We start from the raw sequence: 16,364 nt of genomic DNA, 5'->3' as shown, positions 1-16,364 counted from the left end.
GTAACGCCTCGGTAGAGGAAATCTGGCTGCGGTGCCTTATTGGGAGATGCCGCAGCTTTCGAGGGCGAACTCCAGCCGGCAGCTGTTGCAAGGCCTGTCGGGGAGCGGATTGAGGGGAGACTTTTTGCATGGCCGAACATCATACCGGACCGATCGAAACCGGTGCTCCGATGGATTACAAGGAGCACGAGAAAACCTATAACGGGTTCCTTTTGGTCGCCAGGGTCGGATCGGCGATCATCGCCGCGCTGTTGATCGCGATGACAGCGGGTTTCTTCGGTCACGCCGGCCTGTTCGGCGGGTTTCTCATTTTCGTGGTTCTTTCAATCGTTGGCGTCTTTCTCGCGCGCTGAACGACGCCGGGCCGTCCGGCCCGCGCTTTCCCTGAGATTTTGGCCTGATTTCGCAGGCTGGTGCGCCGCTGTCTCCAGCGGGGCTGTCGTTTGATGCGAGGTGGTGTCGTTGGGCAATCTGGTTTTTGTCGCCAAGGAGACCGTTGGGGATGAGACGCGCGTCGCGGCATCCGTCGAAACGGTGAAGAAGATGAAAAGCCTCGGCTTCGATATCGTAGTCGAAGCGGGTGCTGGTGCCTTGTCGCGCATTCCGGATAGCGAATACGAGGCTATCGGTGCGCGCATCGGCGCCATCAAGGATGCCAAGCGGGCCGACGTCATCCTCAAGGTCAGGCGGCCGACACCCAAGGAGGTCACCGGCTACAAGCGTGGCGCGATTGTTATCGCCATCATGGACCCCTATGGCAACGAGGCCGCGCTGGTCGAGATGGCGAAGGCAGAGCTGACGAGTTTTGCCATGGAGCTGATGCCACGCATCACCCGCGCGCAGTCGATGGATGTTTTGTCGTCGCAGGCGAACCTTGCCGGCTATCAGGCGGTGATCGAGGCGGCTGCGGTCTATGACAGAGCGCTGCCGATGATGATGACGGCGGCGGGCACGGTGCCGGCTGCGAAGGTTTTCGTCATGGGCGCCGGCGTTGCCGGCCTGCAGGCGATCGCAACAGCAAGGCGCCTCGGCGCGCAGGTATCGGCGACGGACGTGCGACCGGCCGCCAAGGAACAGGTCGCCTCGCTCGGCGCGAAATTCATCGCCGTCGAGGATGAAGAGTTCAAGGCGGCGGAGACCGCCGGCGGCTATGCCAAGGAGATGTCGGCAGCCTATCAGGCCAAACAGGCGGCCCTCGTGGCCGAGCATATCTCCAAGCAGGATATCGTCATCACGACGGCCCTGATTCCCGGCCGTCCGGCGCCGCGGCTCGTCAGCCGCGAGATGCTGAAGGCGATGCGGCCCGGTGCCGTTGCCGTCGATCTCGCCGTCGAGCGCGGCGGCAATATCGAGGGCGCCGAGTTTGGTACCGTGGCCGATGTCGAAGGCGTCAAGGTGGTTGGTTATCCCAACATGGCCGGCCGCGTTGCGGCCAGCGCGTCCGCTCTCTACGCCAAGAACCTCGTCACCTTCCTGGAGACGATGGTCGACAAGGATACCAAGAGCCTCGGGCTCAATCGCGCCGACGAGTTGATCAAGGCGACGATGCTGACCGATGGCGGCGAAGTCGTGCACCCGAATTTCGTCGACCCGGATCAGCCGACCGTCAACAAGGGAGATGTCTAAATGGCCAGCCAAGCAATGGATCAGGCGCTCCAACAACTGAATGACGCCGTCACCGCGGTAACGACCGCTGCTGCGCAGGCCCCCGAGACCATCAGCGCCGCATCCGGCGGTGCGATCGATCCCTTCGTCTTCCAGCTTGCGATCTTTGTGCTGGCGATCTTCGTCGGTTATTACGTCGTGTGGTCGGTAACGCCGGCCCTGCATACGCCGCTGATGGCGGTGACGAACGCCATCTCCTCGGTCATCGTCGTCGGCGCGCTTCTGGCGGTCGGCATTTCCGCCAGCGGGCTTGCGACGGGCTTCGGCTTCGTGGCGCTGGTGCTCGTTTCGGTCAATATCGTCGGCGGCTTCCTTGTCACCCAGCGCATGCTGGCGATGTACAAGAAAAAAGACAAGTGAGGGCGGCATGCTGAGCAATATCGCGGCTTTCCTCTATCTCGTTTCCGGCGTGCTGTTCATTCTGGCGCTGCGCGGCCTGTCGCATCCAGCCACCAGTCGGCGCGGCAATCTCTACGGCATGATCGGCATGGGCATCGCCATCGCCACGACGCTGGTCCTGGCGACGCCGTCCTTCGGCGGGCTGGTGCTGATCGTCCTCGGCCTGGCCATTGGCGGCGGGGCGGGGGCCTATATTGCCCGTGTCATCCCGATGACCTCGATGCCGCAGCTCGTTGCCGGTTTCCATTCGCTGGTCGGTCTGGCGGCTGTGCTGGTTGCGGCCTCGGCGCTCTATACGCCATCCTCCTTCGGCATCGGCAATATCGGCTCGATCCATACCGAGGCACGCATCGAAATGGCGATCGGCGTTGCCATCGGCGCGTTGACTTTCACCGGTTCGATCATCGCCTTCCTGAAGCTCGACGGGCGCATGTCCGGCAAGCCGATCCTGCTGCCCTATCGTCACTTCATCAATGCAGCCCTGCTGGCGTTGATCGTGTTTTTCATGGTGGGCCTGGCGATCAGCGAAAGCCATTTCGATTTCTGGGCGATCGTCGTTCTGGCGCTGGCGCTTGGCGTGCTTTTGATCGTGCCGATCGGCGGCGCCGACATGCCGGTCGTCGTGTCGATGCTGAACTCCTATTCCGGCTGGGCGGCGGCCGGTATCGGCTTCACGCTCGGCAATCTGGCGCTGATCATCACCGGCGCATTGGTTGGCTCCTCGGGTGCGATCCTCTCCTACATCATGTGCAAGGGCATGAACCGCTCCTTCGTCTCCGTCATTCTCGGTGGCTTCGGCGGTGAGGCGTCCGCCGGCGGCACTGATAACAGCGACAAGACGGTGAAGCTCGGCTCGGCCGAGGATGCGGCCTATCTGATGGCGAATGCCTCGAAGGTCATCATCGTGCCGGGTTACGGCATGGCGGTGGCGCAGGCCCAGCATGCGCTGCGCGAGATGGCCGATCGCTTGAAGGCGCATGGCGTCGACGTGAAATATGCCATCCATCCGGTTGCCGGCCGCATGCCCGGCCACATGAACGTGCTGCTTGCCGAGGCCAATGTTCCCTATGACGAGGTATTCGAGCTCGAGGACATCAATTCGGAACTCGCCCAGGCCGATGTCGCCTATGTCATCGGCGCCAACGACGTCACCAATCCGGCGGCGCGCGACGACAAGACCTCACCGATCTACGGCATGCCGATCCTCGACGTCGACAAGGCCAAGACCTGCCTCTTCGTCAAGCGCTCCCTCGGCTCCGGCTATGCCGGCATCGACAACACGTTGTTCTACAAGGACGGCACGATGATGCTGCTCGGCGATGCCAAGAAGGTGACGGAGGAGATCGTCAAGGCGATGAATGAGTAGAGGTCACGAACGCCATCTTTGACAAAATGTGTAAAATGCGTATTTTACACATTTGAAAAGGAGGCCGCGATATGACCGGGGCGTTAAAAGTTTCTGCGACCGAGTTTTCGCGCAGTTTTGCGAAATATCAGGATGAAGCGATTTCCGGTAAGGTCATCGAGATCACCAGTCATGGCCGCGTTGTTGGCGGCTATCTCTCAGCCAGCGAATTGGCTCATTATGAGCTGTTGAAGCGCAGGGAACGAGAAGTTCTTGTTGTCGGCGAGCTTGATGACGAGACGATAGCTGATCTCGAAAACGCTCAATATGGTGTTGTGCCCAGGTGAAATATCCGGAGCCGATGCCCGGCCTCGTCATTCGCTATGCGTTCCTCTGGGGGAGTGATCAGAAGCGTGGTATCTACGAAGCTGCCAAGGATCGCCCCTGCGCAATCGTCTTGGCGACAAAGGTCGGCAATGCCGGTCTTTTTCAAACCGTCGTCGTGCCGATAACCCATTCCGAGCCGGAGCGCTCTGATCCGACCGCATCGGTGGAGATTCCACGGGAGATTTGCAGGCGTCTCGGTCTTGACGATCAAAGGCATTGGGTTCGCATTACCGAGCTGAACCGTTTTATCTGGCCAGGTTACGATCTTCGGGAACGACTGGATCAGCCTGGCCGTATCGACTACGGTCTTCTGCCGGAGCCATTCTTTGAAAAAATAAGATCGGCGATTGTGGAGAGAAACAAAATTCAGAAACTTCGGTTCACGCCGCGGGACGAGTAGTCACTGGCCTCAAGCCCGCTCGCGTTCTCGCTCCATAGTGCTCCGCAGCGCATTCAGCACCCAGACGAGGCCTTCTGGCCGGAAGTCGATTTCGACGTTGCCGCCAAAGGCCGATGCCGCATGGGCCTTGGTGACCGTGGTGCCGAAGCCGGTGAGGGTTGGCTTCTTGACGCGCGGGCCGCCGCTTTCCGTCCAGGTGAACTGGATCATCGGTCCGATATCACCGTCGACATTCGTCCACTCGATAGCAATCTTGCCCTCGGGCGCGGAAAGGGCGCCGTACTTCACCGAATTCGTCGCCAGTTCATGCAGGACCAGTCCGAGATTCTGCACGGCTTCCGGTTTCAGCACAAAATCCTGACCGGTGATGTCGAGTTGCTGCGGTGCCTGCAGAAAGGTGGCGAGATGGATGTCGATCACCCGGCGCAGCGATACGCCCGACCATTGTTCGCTGGTGAGAACCTCAATCGAACGTGCTAGCCCCTCCAGCCGGTCGGCGACGGCGCGTTGAAAGGTGTCGACGCTGTCGGTCTGCCGGGCGAGCTGGCGGGTCATCGCCTGGGCGAGCGCCAAAAGGTTCTTGGTGCGGTGGACGAGCTCATGCATGACGAAATGCAGCCGGTCCTCCGTCTCGCTGCGATCGAAGGAGGCGTTGGACAGCGCGATGGCGACCTGATTGGCCTCGACGACGCTGGTCTCGACCGGCGAAACGATCTCGCCGCGGCCCATGCGTTCGGCCATGTCGGCGATGCTGCGTATGGTGGTGCGGACTTGGCGTGCCAAGGCATAGACGGCAATCAGCGCGACCAGGAGCAGGGTGACGCCACCGTAGATCAGGAAGCGCCAGGTGCTCATCAGCGACGCCTGAGCGGAGGCGACAGGTCCCCACACGACGGCTTTCCAGGACCAGCCGGGGATTTGCGCATAGCCGAGCAAGGAGTGCGGCAGGATCTTTTCATCCTGATAGACGCCGCTCGAAGCGATCAGCTTCGGCAGGATGTCCTTGTTGAACGGATCGCCGGGAGAGTGATTGGCGGGGCCGCTGGAGGCGACGATATGGCCTGAACTGTCGATGACGGCGGCCGACCAGCCGGGGGCAAGGGCGTCCGTCGTGACGAGCTTGGCGAGAACATCGGCGTCCTGCGTCATGGCCAGGGCGGCGCCGGCCGGCGAATGGTCGAGCGGCAGGGTGACATTGTAGACCCAGCGGTGAACGTTGGATCCGACGAAGACGTCGGACGCCTCGATGCGTCCCGAATTGAGCGCCGATTGCAGGGCGGCCATATTGCCGGTCTTGCCTAGCGGCCTGCTGAGCGGCCATCGCGTATTCAGTCGCATCTGGCCGTCCTTTTCGAAGAGCAGGACGAACAGCGAATCGGTGCGCAGCACCGTCTCCGTCCGGTAGAAGAAGGTGGTGATATCGTTGTGTTCCAACTCCGGCGAGGAGGAGAGCAGCCGCAGGGTCGTCGCCATATCCTGCAATTGCCGGTCGATGGTGCGTCCCAGCGCCTGTGCGTCCTGAACCGCGTCGCGCTTCAAGACGTCGCGCTCGTTATTTTCGAGCTGGAACAGCAGGAGTGCCACGAAGGCAAGGATCGGCAAGGCAATCGCCAGCGCTATGGCGATCAGATAAGCTCCAATCGAAGCTCTTGGGAAATGCAGCTTTTTCATAACGCGATCAACCGATCGGACCACCATAGGACTCGAGCGCGTCTGCGAAAGTGGAAATAGCGGTTTCAGTCATCATGCCGAGCGCCCCCAATGCTTTTGTCCGAGCAGCATGTTCTCGAAAGCGTCATGTTATGGCCCGGTAAATTTTGTTGCAACATACGAAAAGTCACCGTCGTTAAATCGTAAGTGACGCCGGACGCTTCGGATGCACGCGGCGTGGATTTGACGTCGATCATTGCACAGCTCATTCGCCCGCCTTCGTAAATCGCGACAGGCGGAATGGAGCGAGCTGCGTGTCCGGATGTCCGCCGACGATCTCTTCCGCCGCAAGCAGTCCGACGAGCGGCGCCAGCGTCACGCCGGAATGCAGGACGGCGAGATAGAGGCCCGGCGCGCCGTCGACGCCGCCGATGATCGGGAAGCCGTCCTTTGGGTTCGGGCGATAGCCGATCGTGTAAAAGTCAAGTTCGAGCTGGTCGCTGCCACGCAGCATGGCTCTGACCTTGGCAAGAATCTCCTCAGCGGCCTTTCGAGGATCGTCACCGGGATCGCCGCCGCCGAAATCGCTGCCGGCGATGATTCGGCCCTCCTGCGTCTGTCGCATATGCAGTTCCGGTGCCATGACGAGGCCATTCAGCAGCCGAGGGTGAGGGCGCGAATGCGCGATCAGGCCCGGCGGTGTTTCGAGCGGCACATCGATGCCGATGGCGGCGGTAAGCGGAAGGATACCGGCGCCGGCGGCAAGAACGACATGGTCGGCGAGTAGTATGCCATCCGTTGTCTCGACGCCGGTGATTCTGCCGTTCTCCTGCAAAAGCCGGGTGACTTCCGTGCCGTATGACAGCGTTGCGCCATTGCGGGCGGCGTCTTCCAGCAGAAGATTGGCGGCGGCGACGGGTTCGACGGCGCCTTCTTCGGCGACATGCACGGCAAAGGTGGGCGGATCGATGAGGTTGGGTTCGATGGCGGCGCTCGTCGCGCGGTTGACCGGCTGTATGTCATAACCCCAGCCATGATGCTGTGCGAGATAGGCTTCCAGCTTGGCCTCCGGCATGTCCCAGCAGAGCCCTCCGCACCAGGAGAGCGGTAGACCGGGAATGTCGGTCGCCAGCCGTGACCATTCGGCCATCGAGCGGCGGCGGAAGCGGTAGTAGAATTCAGGATTGCCCCAGCTCGCATTGATCCAGGCAAAGGAATTCGGCGTCGCCTCGCCGCCGGCCTTCTTGGCGATCACGGTGACATCAGCGCCCTTGCGCTGGAGATGCCAGGCGATGGATGCACCGATGATGCCGGCGCCGACCACGATGATTTTTTGCGGAGAGGGCATGTCGTGTGTCTCGTTCGGTTTGGGGACGGTGCGAGACTATGCGCTCGACAGCGCAAAGAAAAGCCGCCGGGCGGATGATCGCCGGGCGGCCCACTGTTTCGATGATATGCAGCGATCTTAGCTGCCCGCGCCGACACGCGCCAGGCCATCCCTGGCAGGCTGGTAGGTCGGGTCGAGGTTGACGGCGTGCTGATAGGAACGGCGGGCCTTGGCCTTATCGCCGCGCTGCTCGTAGACGAACGCCTGGTTGGCCCAGGATTCAGCAACCTTGTTGTCGAGGTCGATCGCGTGGTTGAAATCGGCGAAGGCGTTGTCTTCGTCTTTCTGCGCGAGATAGGAGATGCCGCGGCTGTTATAGGGCTCGGGCGAATTCGGCGACAGTGAGATCGCCTTCGAGAAATCGTCGATCGCCTTGTCCTGCTGATTGCGCTTCTGGAAGATCACGCCGCGGCCATTATAGGCGCGGCCGTCCGTCGTGCCGAGGCTGATCGCCTTGGAGTAATCGTTGAAGGCATCATTGTCGCGGCCGGACTGGCGATAAAGGTTGCCACGGCCGATATAGGCGACATCGTAATTGCCGTTGATCTGCAATGCGGCACTGTAGTCCGCGACCGCTTCCGGCAGCTTGCCCATGTTGCGGTAGATGAGCGCGCGGTTGGCGTAGGCCTGATAGAACTTCGGATTGAGCTGGATCGCCTGATTGAAGTCCGCAAGGGCGCGGTTGAAGTCGCCGCCGCGGCCATAGGCGGTGCCGCGAACGTTATAGCCTTCAGGATCCTGCGGATTGGCGCTGATGACCGATGTCAGCGAGGCAATGTTTTCCGAGGAGCCCTGCGCCTTGTCGATACGGATCACCGTATCTGTGGAGGCTGTCTGGCAGCCGGAAAGGCCGATCGCAGCGAGAAGCGCCAAAGCTGGCAGGGCAGCAGCGCGCTTCGAAACAAAGGAGGTGAGGTTCGAAGTGCGGAACTGGTCGGACGTCGTAATTGCCATTATCGGGTTCGCTTTCGCCATGCGTCATATCAGGCTGTTCTGATTTAATCCGATTTGCACGGAGAATAAATCAAAAAGGCGGCGGCGAACGATTCGCCCCCGCCTAACATGCATCTGAAAACGTCGAAAAAACGACGATTACCGTGCAACCAGACCTTCGCGCTGTGCGCGCTTACGGGCCAGCTTGCGAACGCGACGAACGGCTTCAGCCTTTTCGCGAGCACGCTTCTGCGACGGCTTTTCGTAGTAGTCGCGCATCTTCATTTCGCGGAAAATACCTTCGCGCTGCATCTTCTTCTTGAGAGCGCGGAGAGCCTGGTCGACATTGTTATCGCGGACAAGTACCTGCACGAGAATCACGTTCCTTTAGTTTGGTTGATGCCAGCGGCGACGGCAGCGCCAGGAGGCAAAAAAATAACGTTCGCGCGGCCGTAGCCTTGCGATTGGTTTGGCGAGATATCAGATCGCTTTGTCAAAGTCTAGCCGGATCGTGCATTAGCAGGGGAAAAAGCAATTTGCCCCAAGCGAGACAGGCTCGCTATATCTCAATCGCGTTGCTGCGGCTATCGAATAAGGGCCGCCTCGTCATATTTTGCGAGACTGACATGCCTGTGCGAAGGTCCTGCTTCACATTGTTACCATATGCTGCCGCGGCCGTCTGATCCCGGCAGTACCGGCGTGCGTTAAAGGAGAATCGCGGCATGATATTCACGAACGTCCTTCCCGCCGGAAGACTGTTTGCGGCGCTGGCGCTCACCTGTGCCGTTCTGGCCGCGACGCTTTCGCCAGTTGCCGCCGGCGAAGTCCGTTTTGGCAAGAATGTCCGCGTCGGCGGCCACGACTTTTCGAACCAGAGGTTCGACAGCAAGCATCGGGCAAGAATCTATCTTTACAACCATAAGCCGCAGATAGAAGGATGCGTCTGGCGCAAAGACGGCCATGGTGGCCGGGTGAAGATTTGCCATTTGCAGCGCAAGTAGGATGGGTAGGGGAACTATGAACGATCAGACTATGCCGGCCAGTATTCGATATTTCGAACGATTCACATATGCCGCGATGGCGATCATTTTTATCAATCAGCTGGTGAACTGGGATAAGACGGTCAGTCATTTTGTTGAAGCGCCGTTCGCTTTCACGTTTTTACAAATTATGTTTCTTTGTGTTCAAATCTTCTGGGTTTGGCTGGTTGTTCATAGACGGGCGAACTGGGCGCGCTGGATGACGCTTGGCGCGCAATTCGCTATGATGTTTATCATTGGTTTCGGCTTCGGTATTAAGGAGCAGGCCGAGGGAACCGTTTTGGAACTCGTTTTCCTAATTCTGTCGACCTCGTTGTCTCTGCTTGCCACGTGTCTTCTTTTTACGCGTGACGCAACATCATGGTTTGTACCTCAGCGGGCATGAATTCGGTCATGCGGGAGCAGCAATCCTCGCATGGTTCAGTCTTGCTGTTGCTCATTCTTTTTAACCGTGTCGAAAGCCGGTGCTGAATGCGTCGCAAAAGAGCCGTTGTGTCGGTTTTCGATTTGCGATTTGTATGGCCGATCAAACGGGCTTGTTGCCTGAAGGAGTTGAGGGCGAATGCGTAAATACTCGGTTTTTGCCGTGGCACGGGAAGCGATGCGGGCTCACAAGGGCTGGGAGGCCCAATGGACCTCGCCGGAGCCGCGCAAGGAGTATGACGTCATCATCATCGGCGGTGGCGGCCATGGTCTGGGTGCTGCGTATTATCTCGCCAAGGAGCACGGCATCACCAATATCGCCGTGCTCGAAAAGGGCTGGCTCGGCGGCGGCAATACCGGCCGCAACACCACCATCATCCGCTCGAACTATCTCTATGAAGAGAGCATGCACATCTACGAGCATTCGATGAAGCTCTGGGAAGGGCTCTCCCAGGATCTCAACTACAATGTCATGTACTCGCCGCGCGGCGTGATGATGCTGTCGCATAATGTGCATGACCAGCAATCCTTCAAACGGCATATCCATGCCAACCGTCTCTACGGCATCGACAATGAATGGCTGACGCCGGAGCAGGCCAAGGCTTTTTGTCCGCCGCTCGATATTTCCGGCAGCGCTCGCTATCCGATCAACGGCGCGGCTCTCCAGCGTCGCGGCGGCACGGCGCGTCACGATGCGGTTGCCTGGGGCTTTGCCCGCGCGGCGTCCGATCGCGGCGTGCACATCATCCAGAATTGCGAAGTGACCGGCATCCAGCGCGGACCGGATGGGCGCGTCACCGGCGTCGACACGAATCGCGGCTTTATCGGTGCCAAGAAGATCGGCGTTTCGGCGGCCGGCCACACGACGGTCGTCATGCAGATGGCCGGCGTGCGCGTGCCGTTGCAATCGAGCCCGCTACAGGCGCTGGTTTCCGAACCGCTGAAGCCGATCTTCCCCTGCGTCGTCATGTCGAACACGGTGCATGCCTATATCTCGCAGTCCGACAAGGGCGAGCTCGTCATCGGCGCCGGCACGGACCAGTATAATTCCTACAGCCAGACCGGCGGGTTGCAGATCATCACCCATACGCTGGATGCGATCTGCGAGCTGTTCCCGATGTTCCGGCGCGTGAAGATGATGCGCTCCTGGGGCGGTATCGTCGACAACACGCCGGACCGTTCGGCCATCCAGTCGAAGACGCCGGTGCCGGGCCTCTACGTCAACTGTGGCTGGGGGACAGGCGGCTTCAAGGCGACGCCCGGTTCGGCCAACCTGTTTGCGCACCTGATCGCTCGCGACGAACCGCATAAGTTCAATGCCGGGCTCAATCTGGATCGCTTCCGCACCGGTCGCTTGATCGATGAAGCGGCGGCTGCCGCCGTGGCGCATTGATGCTGGCGGTCGCGCACGGGATAGCTGTTATGGCCGGAGCTTCGATTCCGTTCGGGGCCATGGCTGCGACCGAGGTGAGCGACCTTTTTCCGGACGTGAAGGACGTGCGTACGCAGGAGATTCACAAGGCGAAGACGGAAGCGGATTGGCCGTTCATGGCTGAGAACGGCATCCTCGCCTGTGTCAAGGTGTTGAACCAGCCGGCGGTTTACTTCGTGCCGGAAAAGACGCCGCCTGCGACCAGGGCCTTTGCGCTCGACACCGACCTGCTCGGCATGAGCATGATTAATCTGGGGATGACCGACGTGCTGAAGCCCTATGGATCGCTGGAGGAGCTTGTGGTGCGGATCACGCCCTTCATTACCATGGGGCGTCAGCTCTGTGCCCAGCCTCCCGGCACCAATATCTCCGGTTCCGAGCTTTAACATTAGGTAGAAAACGATGCTGCTGATTTACTGCCCCTATTGCGAGGAAGAGCGTTCGGAACTGGAATTCCGCAATGCCGGCGACGCGCATATCGTGCGGCCGGAAAACATTGCCGGGATTTCCGACGAGGAATTCGAGCAATATTTCTTCCTGCGCGACAATCCGAAGGGCCTGATCTTCGAGCGCTGGCGGCATATCCATGGCTGCGGCCGCTTCTTCAATGCGGCGCGCGATACGGTCAGCGACCGTTTCTATCTCACCTACAAGGCCGGCGAGCCGAAGCCGGATCTTTCGACATTGCTGCCGGCGGCCAACGAGCCGGTGGCGCAGGATAAAAACGTACAAGAACAAACGGCACAAAAAGAGGGATCTGCGGAATGAGCGGCGCCAATCGTATTGCGGGCAAGGGGCGTCTGACGCCGGCCAGAACCGCCCGCTTCACCTTTGACGGCAAAAGCTACACGGCGCTGGAGGGCGACACCGTCGCCTCGGCGCTGCTTGCCAATGGTGTTCACCTCGTCGGCCGTTCGTTCAAATATCACCGTCCGCGCGGCATCCTCTCGGCCGGTGCCGAAGAGCCGAATGCGCTGCTCGATATTTCCCGCGATGCAGCCCGCCGCCAGCCCAATGTGCGCGCCAGCGTGCAGGAGGTCTTCGACGGCATGAAGGCGCAGTCGCAGAACCGCTGGCCGTCGCTTGCCTTCGATGTCGGCGGCGCCAATAATCTGCTGTCGTCCTTCTTCGCCGCCGGCTTCTACTACAAGACCTTCATGTGGCCGAAGGCGGCCTGGAAGCATATTTACGAGCCGCTTATCCGCCGTGCCGCCGGTCTCGGCGTTGCGCCGACGGAAGAGGATCCCGATCACTACGCCAGCCGCTACGCCCATTGCGACGTGCTGGTGGTCGGCGCCGGTGTTGCCGGCCTTTCGGCGGCGCTTGCCGCAGCCGAGGCCGGCGCCAAGGTCATCCTCTGCGACGAGCAGGCTGAAGCCGGTGGTGCGCTGCGCTTCGACGCCAGCGTCAAGATCGACGGCGCCGAGGGTTATGCCTGGGCGCAGGGCGTTATCGCCAAGCTCAAGTCGATGGACAATGTCGAGGTGCTGACCCGCACGACGGCGTTTGGCTACTACAATCACAATTTCTTCGGCCTTGCCGAACGCGTCACCGATCATCTCGCCAAGCCCGGCCGTGATCTGCCGCGCGAGCGGCTGTGGCAGGTGCGCGCCAAGCGCGTCATCCTGGCGACCGGCGCGATCGAGCGCCATATGGTGTTCCCGAACAACGACCGTCCGGGCATCATGCTGGCATCGGCGGCCCGCACCTATCTCAACCATTACGGCGTCGCAGTCGGTGCCAAGATCGGCGTCTATACGGCGCATGACTCTGCCTACGAAGCCGCCTTCGACCTGAAGCGCGCTGGCGTCTCCATCGCCGTCATCGTCGATAGCCGCGTGCGTCCGGGCGAAGCGGTTGCCGCCGAGGCGAAGCGGCTCGGCATCGAAGTGTTGAGCGACTATGCCGTCATCGACACCGCCGGCAAGCTGCGCGTCTCCTCGATGACCGTGGCGCGCAATGGCAGCTCGGGCTCGCGCAAGATCGCCATCGATGCGCTGCTCGTCTCCTCCGGCTGGACGCCTTCCGTGCATCTGTTCTCGCAGTCGCGCGGCAAGCTGAAATTTGATGCCGAGAAGCAGCGTTTCCTGCCGGGCACCTATGTTCAGGATTGTCTCTCCGTCGGCGCCTGCAACGGCACCGATGGCTTGCAGGCCGCAATCGAAGAATCGCTCGCCGCCGGCGAGTTGATGGCGCGGGCGACGGGAGCGAGCGGCGAGGGCAAGATTTCGCTCCATGCCGAACAGGCCTTCGAATGGACCGGCGGCATGATCGGCGCTGCCGAAGGGGCAGGGCCGGACACCAACGCCAAGGCTTTTGTCGACTTCCAGCATGATGTCTGCGCCAAGGATATCCGGCTTGCCGTGCGCGAGGGCATGCACTCCATCGAGCATATCAAGCGCTTCACCACCAACGGCATGGCCTCCGACCAGGGCAAGCTTTCCAACATGCACGGTCTGGCGATTGCCGCCGAAATGCTCGGCAAGGACATTCCGCAGGTCGGTCTCACCACCTTCCGTGCGCCCTATACGCCGGTTACCTACGGTACGCTGATCAGCCATTCGCGCGGTGCCTTCTTCGACCCCGCGCGCAAGACGCCGATGCATGCCTGGGAAGAAGCGCATGGCGCGATCTTTGAGGATGTCGGCAACTGGAAGCGCGCCTGGTTTTATCCGCGTGCCGGCGAGACAATGCATCAGGCCGTCGATCGCGAATGCCGCACGGCGCGCGAAGTGGCCGGCGTGTTCGATGCCTCGACGCTCGGCAAGATCGAAGTGGTCGGTCCGGACGCGGCGCAGTTCCTGAACCTGCTCTACACCAACGCCTGGGATACGCTGAAGCCCGGCCGCTGCCGCTACGGCATCATGACGCGCGAGGATGGCTTCGTCTATGACGACGGCGTCGTCGGGCGTCTGGCCGAGGACCGCTTCCATGTGACGACCACGACCGGCGGTGCGCCGCGCGTGCTGCACCATATGGAAGATTATCTCCAGACCGAATTCCCGCATCTGAAGGTGTGGCTGACGTCGACCACGGAGCAATGGGCTGTTATCGCCGTACAGGGACCGAAGGCACGCGAGATTATCGAGCCGCTCGTCGAGGGGCAGGATCTGTCCAACGAAGCCTTCCCGCATATGAGCGTTGCCGAGTGCAAGGTCTGCGGCGTGCCGGCCCGGCTGTTCCGCGTCTCCTTTACCGGCGAAGTCGGTTATGAAATCAACGTGCCGGCCGATTACGGTCAGTCGGTTCTGGAAGCCGTCTGGGCGCGGGCCGAGCCGCTGGGCGCCTGCGCCTACGGCACCGAGACCATGCACGTCCTGCGCGCCGAGAAGGGCTATATCATCGTCGGCCAGGATACGGACGGCACGGTGACACCAGATGACGCCGGGCTTTCCTGGGCCGTGTCCAAGAAGAAGACCGATTTCGTCGGCATTCGCGGCCTGAAGCGGCCCGATCTGGTGAAGGAAGGCCGCAAGCAGTTGGTCGGCCTCGTCACCCGCGACCCGAAGGTGGTGCTGGAGGAAGGCGCGCAGATCGTCGCCGATCCGAACGAGCAGAAGCCGATGACCATGCTTGGTCACGTCACGTCGGCCTATTGGTCGGAAAATCTCGGCCGTTCGATCGCCTTCGCGCTGGTTGCCGGTGGCCGCGAGCGCATGGGCAAGACGCTGTATGTGCCGATGCCCGACAAGACGATTGCCGTCGAGGTGACGGATCTGGTGTTCTTTGACAAGGAAGGAGGCCGGATCAATGGCTGATCTCGCAACCCGTAAACTGCCGCTTGCCGGCCGCCACGGCGGTTCCGGAACCGTCCGACTGACCCCAGCCGCTCCTGCCAGCCGTATTGCGCTGCGCGCACCCGAGGATTCGATTGCCGGTCTCTCCAAGGCACTCGGCGTGAAATTGCCGCGCAAGCCGAAGACGTCGGCTCACGGTCATGGGCGTTATGCCCTCTGGCTTGGTCCGGACGAATGGCTCGTGATCGACGATGGCGGCGCCGAGCTTGTCGCTCTCGCGGCGTCCGCCGGCGTGCTGCATTCGGCAACCGATGTCTCGCATCGCAACACCGCGATCATCGTCTCCGGTCCCGGCGCGGAAGCGACGCTTGCCGGCGGTTGCCCGCAGGATCTGTCGCTTGTCGCGTTTCCTGTCGGCGCCTGCTCGCGAACGCTGTTCGGCAAGGTGGAAATCGTGCTGCTGCGGCTTGACGAAGAGACATTCCGCGTCGAAGTCTGGCGGTCCTTCTCCGACTACGCTTTCGGCTTGCTCGGAGAAGCGGCGGAGGATGCGAGCCTTTAGGTTCGACAGGCCTTCGCGAGCAAAGCTCCTATAAGGACCGGCTCGTTATGTGTCGTCGATAGTTGATGGCAATCGATCTTGTTTGCCATCAATTTCGGTTGCATACTCGTTGTATCAGCGGGCTCGAAATACTCGCCGGCAATCAGTGCGCTGTGATGCGCGATACAAGGTTCGTGCTCATGGGCTCTGACAAAGAAAGCCTTGAAGTCGATTCCCCAGGTCATGGACTGGAATAGGGACGCCGCCGGAAAGCTCAAAGCCCTCGGCGCGAAGTGAGTATTTCAGCTTAGATTATATGTGCAGTCTCTGTTTATGGCTAAGCTTGAGCTGGATAGTTTTTCGTATAATAGAGCAGATCGTATATAAGGAATTTTCTCTAAGTTTTCTGTACGTAAAGCCGGATTTGAGTTTTTATATAGTTCATATATCGTTCGCAGTGACCGCGTTTGTCATTTTGTTCTTCAGAAAAATGTCTAGCAATTCAAAGAAGCCCTAAGCCTCTTCCGGCCGATCCTTCGGGTCGAATTGCGAGAGGGTCGTCCAGGTCGCGGTGAGCGCGGGCTTGCGCTCGTTCTCGATCTCGACGCTGACCTCATAAGTCAACATCAGCATATTGGCGCCGCGCAGCCGAGTTTCGGCAAGCACGAAACGGCCGCGCACGCGGGCGCGGCATTTGACCGGCGACATGAAGCGGATCTTTTCGAAGCCGTAATTGATGCCCATGACCTCCTCGCGGATCTTGGGGAGCGCGCTGTAGTTCATGGCCGAGAGCAGCGAGAGTGTCAGAAAGCCATGGGCGATGGTGCCGCCATAGGGCGTTTCCGCCTTGGCGCGCTCGGGATCGACATGGATGAACTGATGGTCGTGCGTCGCATCGGCAAAGGTGTCGATCATCGTCTGGTCGACCGTGATCCAGTCGGAAATGCCGAGTTCGGTTCCGACACGTTGCATGATCTCAACAAGCGAAATATCGTCGGGCATAGGGTCCTCGTCCGTTCTACTGC

Annotated in this window: 18 protein-coding genes; 13 read left to right on the top strand and 5 right to left on the bottom strand. The window is 60.5% G+C overall.

Features of this window, described 5'->3' with window-relative positions:
• Positions 1 to 128: 128 nt before the first annotated feature.
• The 6 genes from AC1RO0_RS07330 (at position 129) to AC1RO0_RS07305 (ending at position 4,196) form a co-directional block, all read left to right on the top strand.
• Positions 129 to 353 (top strand): aa3-type cytochrome c oxidase subunit IV, encoded by a 225-nt coding sequence (locus AC1RO0_RS07330; RefSeq protein ID WP_153364628.1) that lies wholly within the window; start codon positions 129 to 131, stop codon positions 351 to 353.
• A 109-nt stretch (positions 354 to 462) separates the two neighbouring features.
• Positions 463 to 1,626 carry a Re/Si-specific NAD(P)(+) transhydrogenase subunit alpha gene (locus AC1RO0_RS07325; protein WP_498592199.1) on the top strand — a complete coding sequence of 388 codons (1,164 nt, stop codon included), beginning with the start codon at positions 463 to 465 and terminating at the stop codon, positions 1,624 to 1,626.
• Positions 1,627 to 2,025, top strand: coding sequence for an NAD(P) transhydrogenase subunit alpha part 2 (locus AC1RO0_RS07320; RefSeq protein WP_498592198.1), 399 nt, complete (start codon positions 1,627 to 1,629; stop codon positions 2,023 to 2,025). It abuts the gene before it with no gap.
• Positions 2,026 to 2,035: 10 nt separating this feature from the next.
• A complete protein-coding gene (locus AC1RO0_RS07315; protein WP_498592395.1) occupies positions 2,036 to 3,430 on the top strand; it encodes an NAD(P)(+) transhydrogenase (Re/Si-specific) subunit beta in 1,395 nt (464 codons plus the stop codon).
• Positions 3,431 to 3,501: 71 nt separating this feature from the next.
• The gene (locus tag AC1RO0_RS07310; RefSeq protein ID WP_498592197.1) at positions 3,502 to 3,756 is read left to right on the top strand and encodes a type II toxin-antitoxin system prevent-host-death family antitoxin; all 255 of its coding nucleotides are present in this window, start codon (positions 3,502 to 3,504) and stop codon (positions 3,754 to 3,756) included.
• A 14-nt stretch (positions 3,757 to 3,770) separates the two neighbouring features.
• The gene (locus AC1RO0_RS07305) at positions 3,771 to 4,196 is read left to right on the top strand and encodes a hypothetical protein (protein ID WP_498592196.1); all 426 of its coding nucleotides are present in this window, start codon (positions 3,771 to 3,773) and stop codon (positions 4,194 to 4,196) included.
• 9 nt (positions 4,197 to 4,205) lie between these two features.
• Here AC1RO0_RS07305 and AC1RO0_RS07300 read toward each other — a convergent pair whose 3' ends face one another.
• The 4 genes from AC1RO0_RS07300 to rpsU form a co-directional block, all read right to left on the bottom strand.
• Positions 4,206 to 5,867 (bottom strand): sensor histidine kinase, encoded by a 1,662-nt coding sequence (locus AC1RO0_RS07300; RefSeq protein WP_498592195.1) that lies wholly within the window; start codon positions 5,865 to 5,867, stop codon positions 4,206 to 4,208.
• A 244-nt stretch (positions 5,868 to 6,111) separates the two neighbouring features.
• On the bottom strand, positions 6,112 to 7,194 hold the full coding sequence (locus tag AC1RO0_RS07295) for an NAD(P)/FAD-dependent oxidoreductase (RefSeq protein ID WP_498592194.1): 1,083 nt from the start codon (positions 7,192 to 7,194) through the stop codon (positions 6,112 to 6,114).
• Between the two features lie 117 nt (positions 7,195 to 7,311).
• Positions 7,312 to 8,187: a tetratricopeptide repeat protein gene (locus AC1RO0_RS07290; protein ID WP_498592193.1), complete on the bottom strand. Its 876-nt coding sequence runs from the start codon at positions 8,185 to 8,187 to the stop codon at positions 7,312 to 7,314.
• A gap of 138 nt (positions 8,188 to 8,325) precedes the next feature.
• Positions 8,326 to 8,538: a 30S ribosomal protein S21 gene (rpsU, locus tag AC1RO0_RS07285; protein WP_003585885.1), complete on the bottom strand. Its 213-nt coding sequence runs from the start codon at positions 8,536 to 8,538 to the stop codon at positions 8,326 to 8,328.
• A gap of 350 nt (positions 8,539 to 8,888) precedes the next feature.
• On the opposite strand from rpsU, the gene AC1RO0_RS07280 reads away from it, so the two are divergent.
• From AC1RO0_RS07280 to AC1RO0_RS07250, 7 genes are all read left to right on the top strand, one after another.
• On the top strand, positions 8,889 to 9,167 hold the full coding sequence (locus AC1RO0_RS07280; protein ID WP_498592192.1) for a hypothetical protein: 279 nt from the start codon (positions 8,889 to 8,891) through the stop codon (positions 9,165 to 9,167).
• Positions 9,168 to 9,183: 16 nt separating this feature from the next.
• Positions 9,184 to 9,591, top strand: coding sequence for a hypothetical protein (locus AC1RO0_RS07275; protein ID WP_498592191.1), 408 nt, complete (start codon positions 9,184 to 9,186; stop codon positions 9,589 to 9,591).
• A 177-nt stretch (positions 9,592 to 9,768) separates the two neighbouring features.
• A complete protein-coding gene (locus AC1RO0_RS07270; RefSeq protein ID WP_371108885.1) occupies positions 9,769 to 11,022 on the top strand; it encodes a sarcosine oxidase subunit beta family protein in 1,254 nt (417 codons plus the stop codon).
• A gap of 29 nt (positions 11,023 to 11,051) precedes the next feature.
• A complete protein-coding gene (locus tag AC1RO0_RS07265; RefSeq protein WP_498592190.1) occupies positions 11,052 to 11,447 on the top strand; it encodes a hypothetical protein in 396 nt (131 codons plus the stop codon).
• A 16-nt stretch (positions 11,448 to 11,463) separates the two neighbouring features.
• Positions 11,464 to 11,829, top strand: a complete 366-nt coding sequence (locus AC1RO0_RS07260) for a sarcosine oxidase subunit delta (RefSeq protein WP_498592189.1) — start codon at positions 11,464 to 11,466, stop codon at positions 11,827 to 11,829.
• The gene (locus AC1RO0_RS07255) at positions 11,826 to 14,819 is read left to right on the top strand and encodes a sarcosine oxidase subunit alpha (RefSeq protein WP_498592188.1); all 2,994 of its coding nucleotides are present in this window, start codon (positions 11,826 to 11,828) and stop codon (positions 14,817 to 14,819) included. Before AC1RO0_RS07260 ends, AC1RO0_RS07255 begins: the two co-directional genes overlap by 4 nt.
• On the top strand, positions 14,812 to 15,360 hold the full coding sequence (locus AC1RO0_RS07250) for a sarcosine oxidase subunit gamma (protein ID WP_498592187.1): 549 nt from the start codon (positions 14,812 to 14,814) through the stop codon (positions 15,358 to 15,360). The genes AC1RO0_RS07255 and AC1RO0_RS07250 overlap by 8 nt, the downstream gene beginning before the upstream one ends.
• A 492-nt stretch (positions 15,361 to 15,852) precedes the next feature.
• On the opposite strand, the gene AC1RO0_RS07245 is transcribed toward AC1RO0_RS07250, so the two are convergent.
• The gene (locus AC1RO0_RS07245) at positions 15,853 to 16,341 is read right to left on the bottom strand and encodes a MaoC family dehydratase (RefSeq protein ID WP_498592186.1); all 489 of its coding nucleotides are present in this window, start codon (positions 16,339 to 16,341) and stop codon (positions 15,853 to 15,855) included.
• Between the last annotated feature and the right edge of the window lie 23 nt (positions 16,342 to 16,364).

It is taken from the genome of Rhizobium sp. GW821-FHT14E12 (assembly GCF_058803745.1).
This window is presented reverse-complemented; position numbering and strand designations above follow the sequence as displayed.

Coding starts and splice junctions, on each gene's coding strand:
- AC1RO0_RS07255 (WP_498592188.1), top strand. CDS start 11,826: ATGAGCGGCGCCAATCGTATTGCGGGCAAGGGGCGTCTGACGCCGGCC.
- AC1RO0_RS07275 (WP_498592191.1), top strand. CDS start 9,184: ATGAACGATCAGACTATGCCGGCCAGTATTCGATATTTCGAACGATTC.
- AC1RO0_RS07300 (WP_498592195.1), bottom strand. CDS start 5,867: ATGAAAAAGCTGCATTTCCCAAGAGCTTCGATTGGAGCTTATCTGATC.
- AC1RO0_RS07245 (WP_498592186.1), bottom strand. CDS start 16,341: ATGCCCGACGATATTTCGCTTGTTGAGATCATGCAACGTGTCGGAACC.
- AC1RO0_RS07270 (WP_371108885.1), top strand. CDS start 9,769: ATGCGTAAATACTCGGTTTTTGCCGTGGCACGGGAAGCGATGCGGGCT.
- AC1RO0_RS07305 (WP_498592196.1), top strand. CDS start 3,771: ATGCCCGGCCTCGTCATTCGCTATGCGTTCCTCTGGGGGAGTGATCAG.
- AC1RO0_RS07260 (WP_498592189.1), top strand. CDS start 11,464: ATGCTGCTGATTTACTGCCCCTATTGCGAGGAAGAGCGTTCGGAACTG.
- AC1RO0_RS07250 (WP_498592187.1), top strand. CDS start 14,812: ATGGCTGATCTCGCAACCCGTAAACTGCCGCTTGCCGGCCGCCACGGC.
- AC1RO0_RS07320 (WP_498592198.1), top strand. CDS start 1,627: ATGGCCAGCCAAGCAATGGATCAGGCGCTCCAACAACTGAATGACGCC.
- AC1RO0_RS07295 (WP_498592194.1), bottom strand. CDS start 7,194: ATGCCCTCTCCGCAAAAAATCATCGTGGTCGGCGCCGGCATCATCGGT.
- AC1RO0_RS07310 (WP_498592197.1), top strand. CDS start 3,502: ATGACCGGGGCGTTAAAAGTTTCTGCGACCGAGTTTTCGCGCAGTTTT.
- AC1RO0_RS07330 (WP_153364628.1), top strand. CDS start 129: ATGGCCGAACATCATACCGGACCGATCGAAACCGGTGCTCCGATGGAT.
- AC1RO0_RS07290 (WP_498592193.1), bottom strand. CDS start 8,187: ATGGCAATTACGACGTCCGACCAGTTCCGCACTTCGAACCTCACCTCC.
- AC1RO0_RS07265 (WP_498592190.1), top strand. CDS start 11,052: ATGGCCGGAGCTTCGATTCCGTTCGGGGCCATGGCTGCGACCGAGGTG.
- AC1RO0_RS07280 (WP_498592192.1), top strand. CDS start 8,889: ATGATATTCACGAACGTCCTTCCCGCCGGAAGACTGTTTGCGGCGCTG.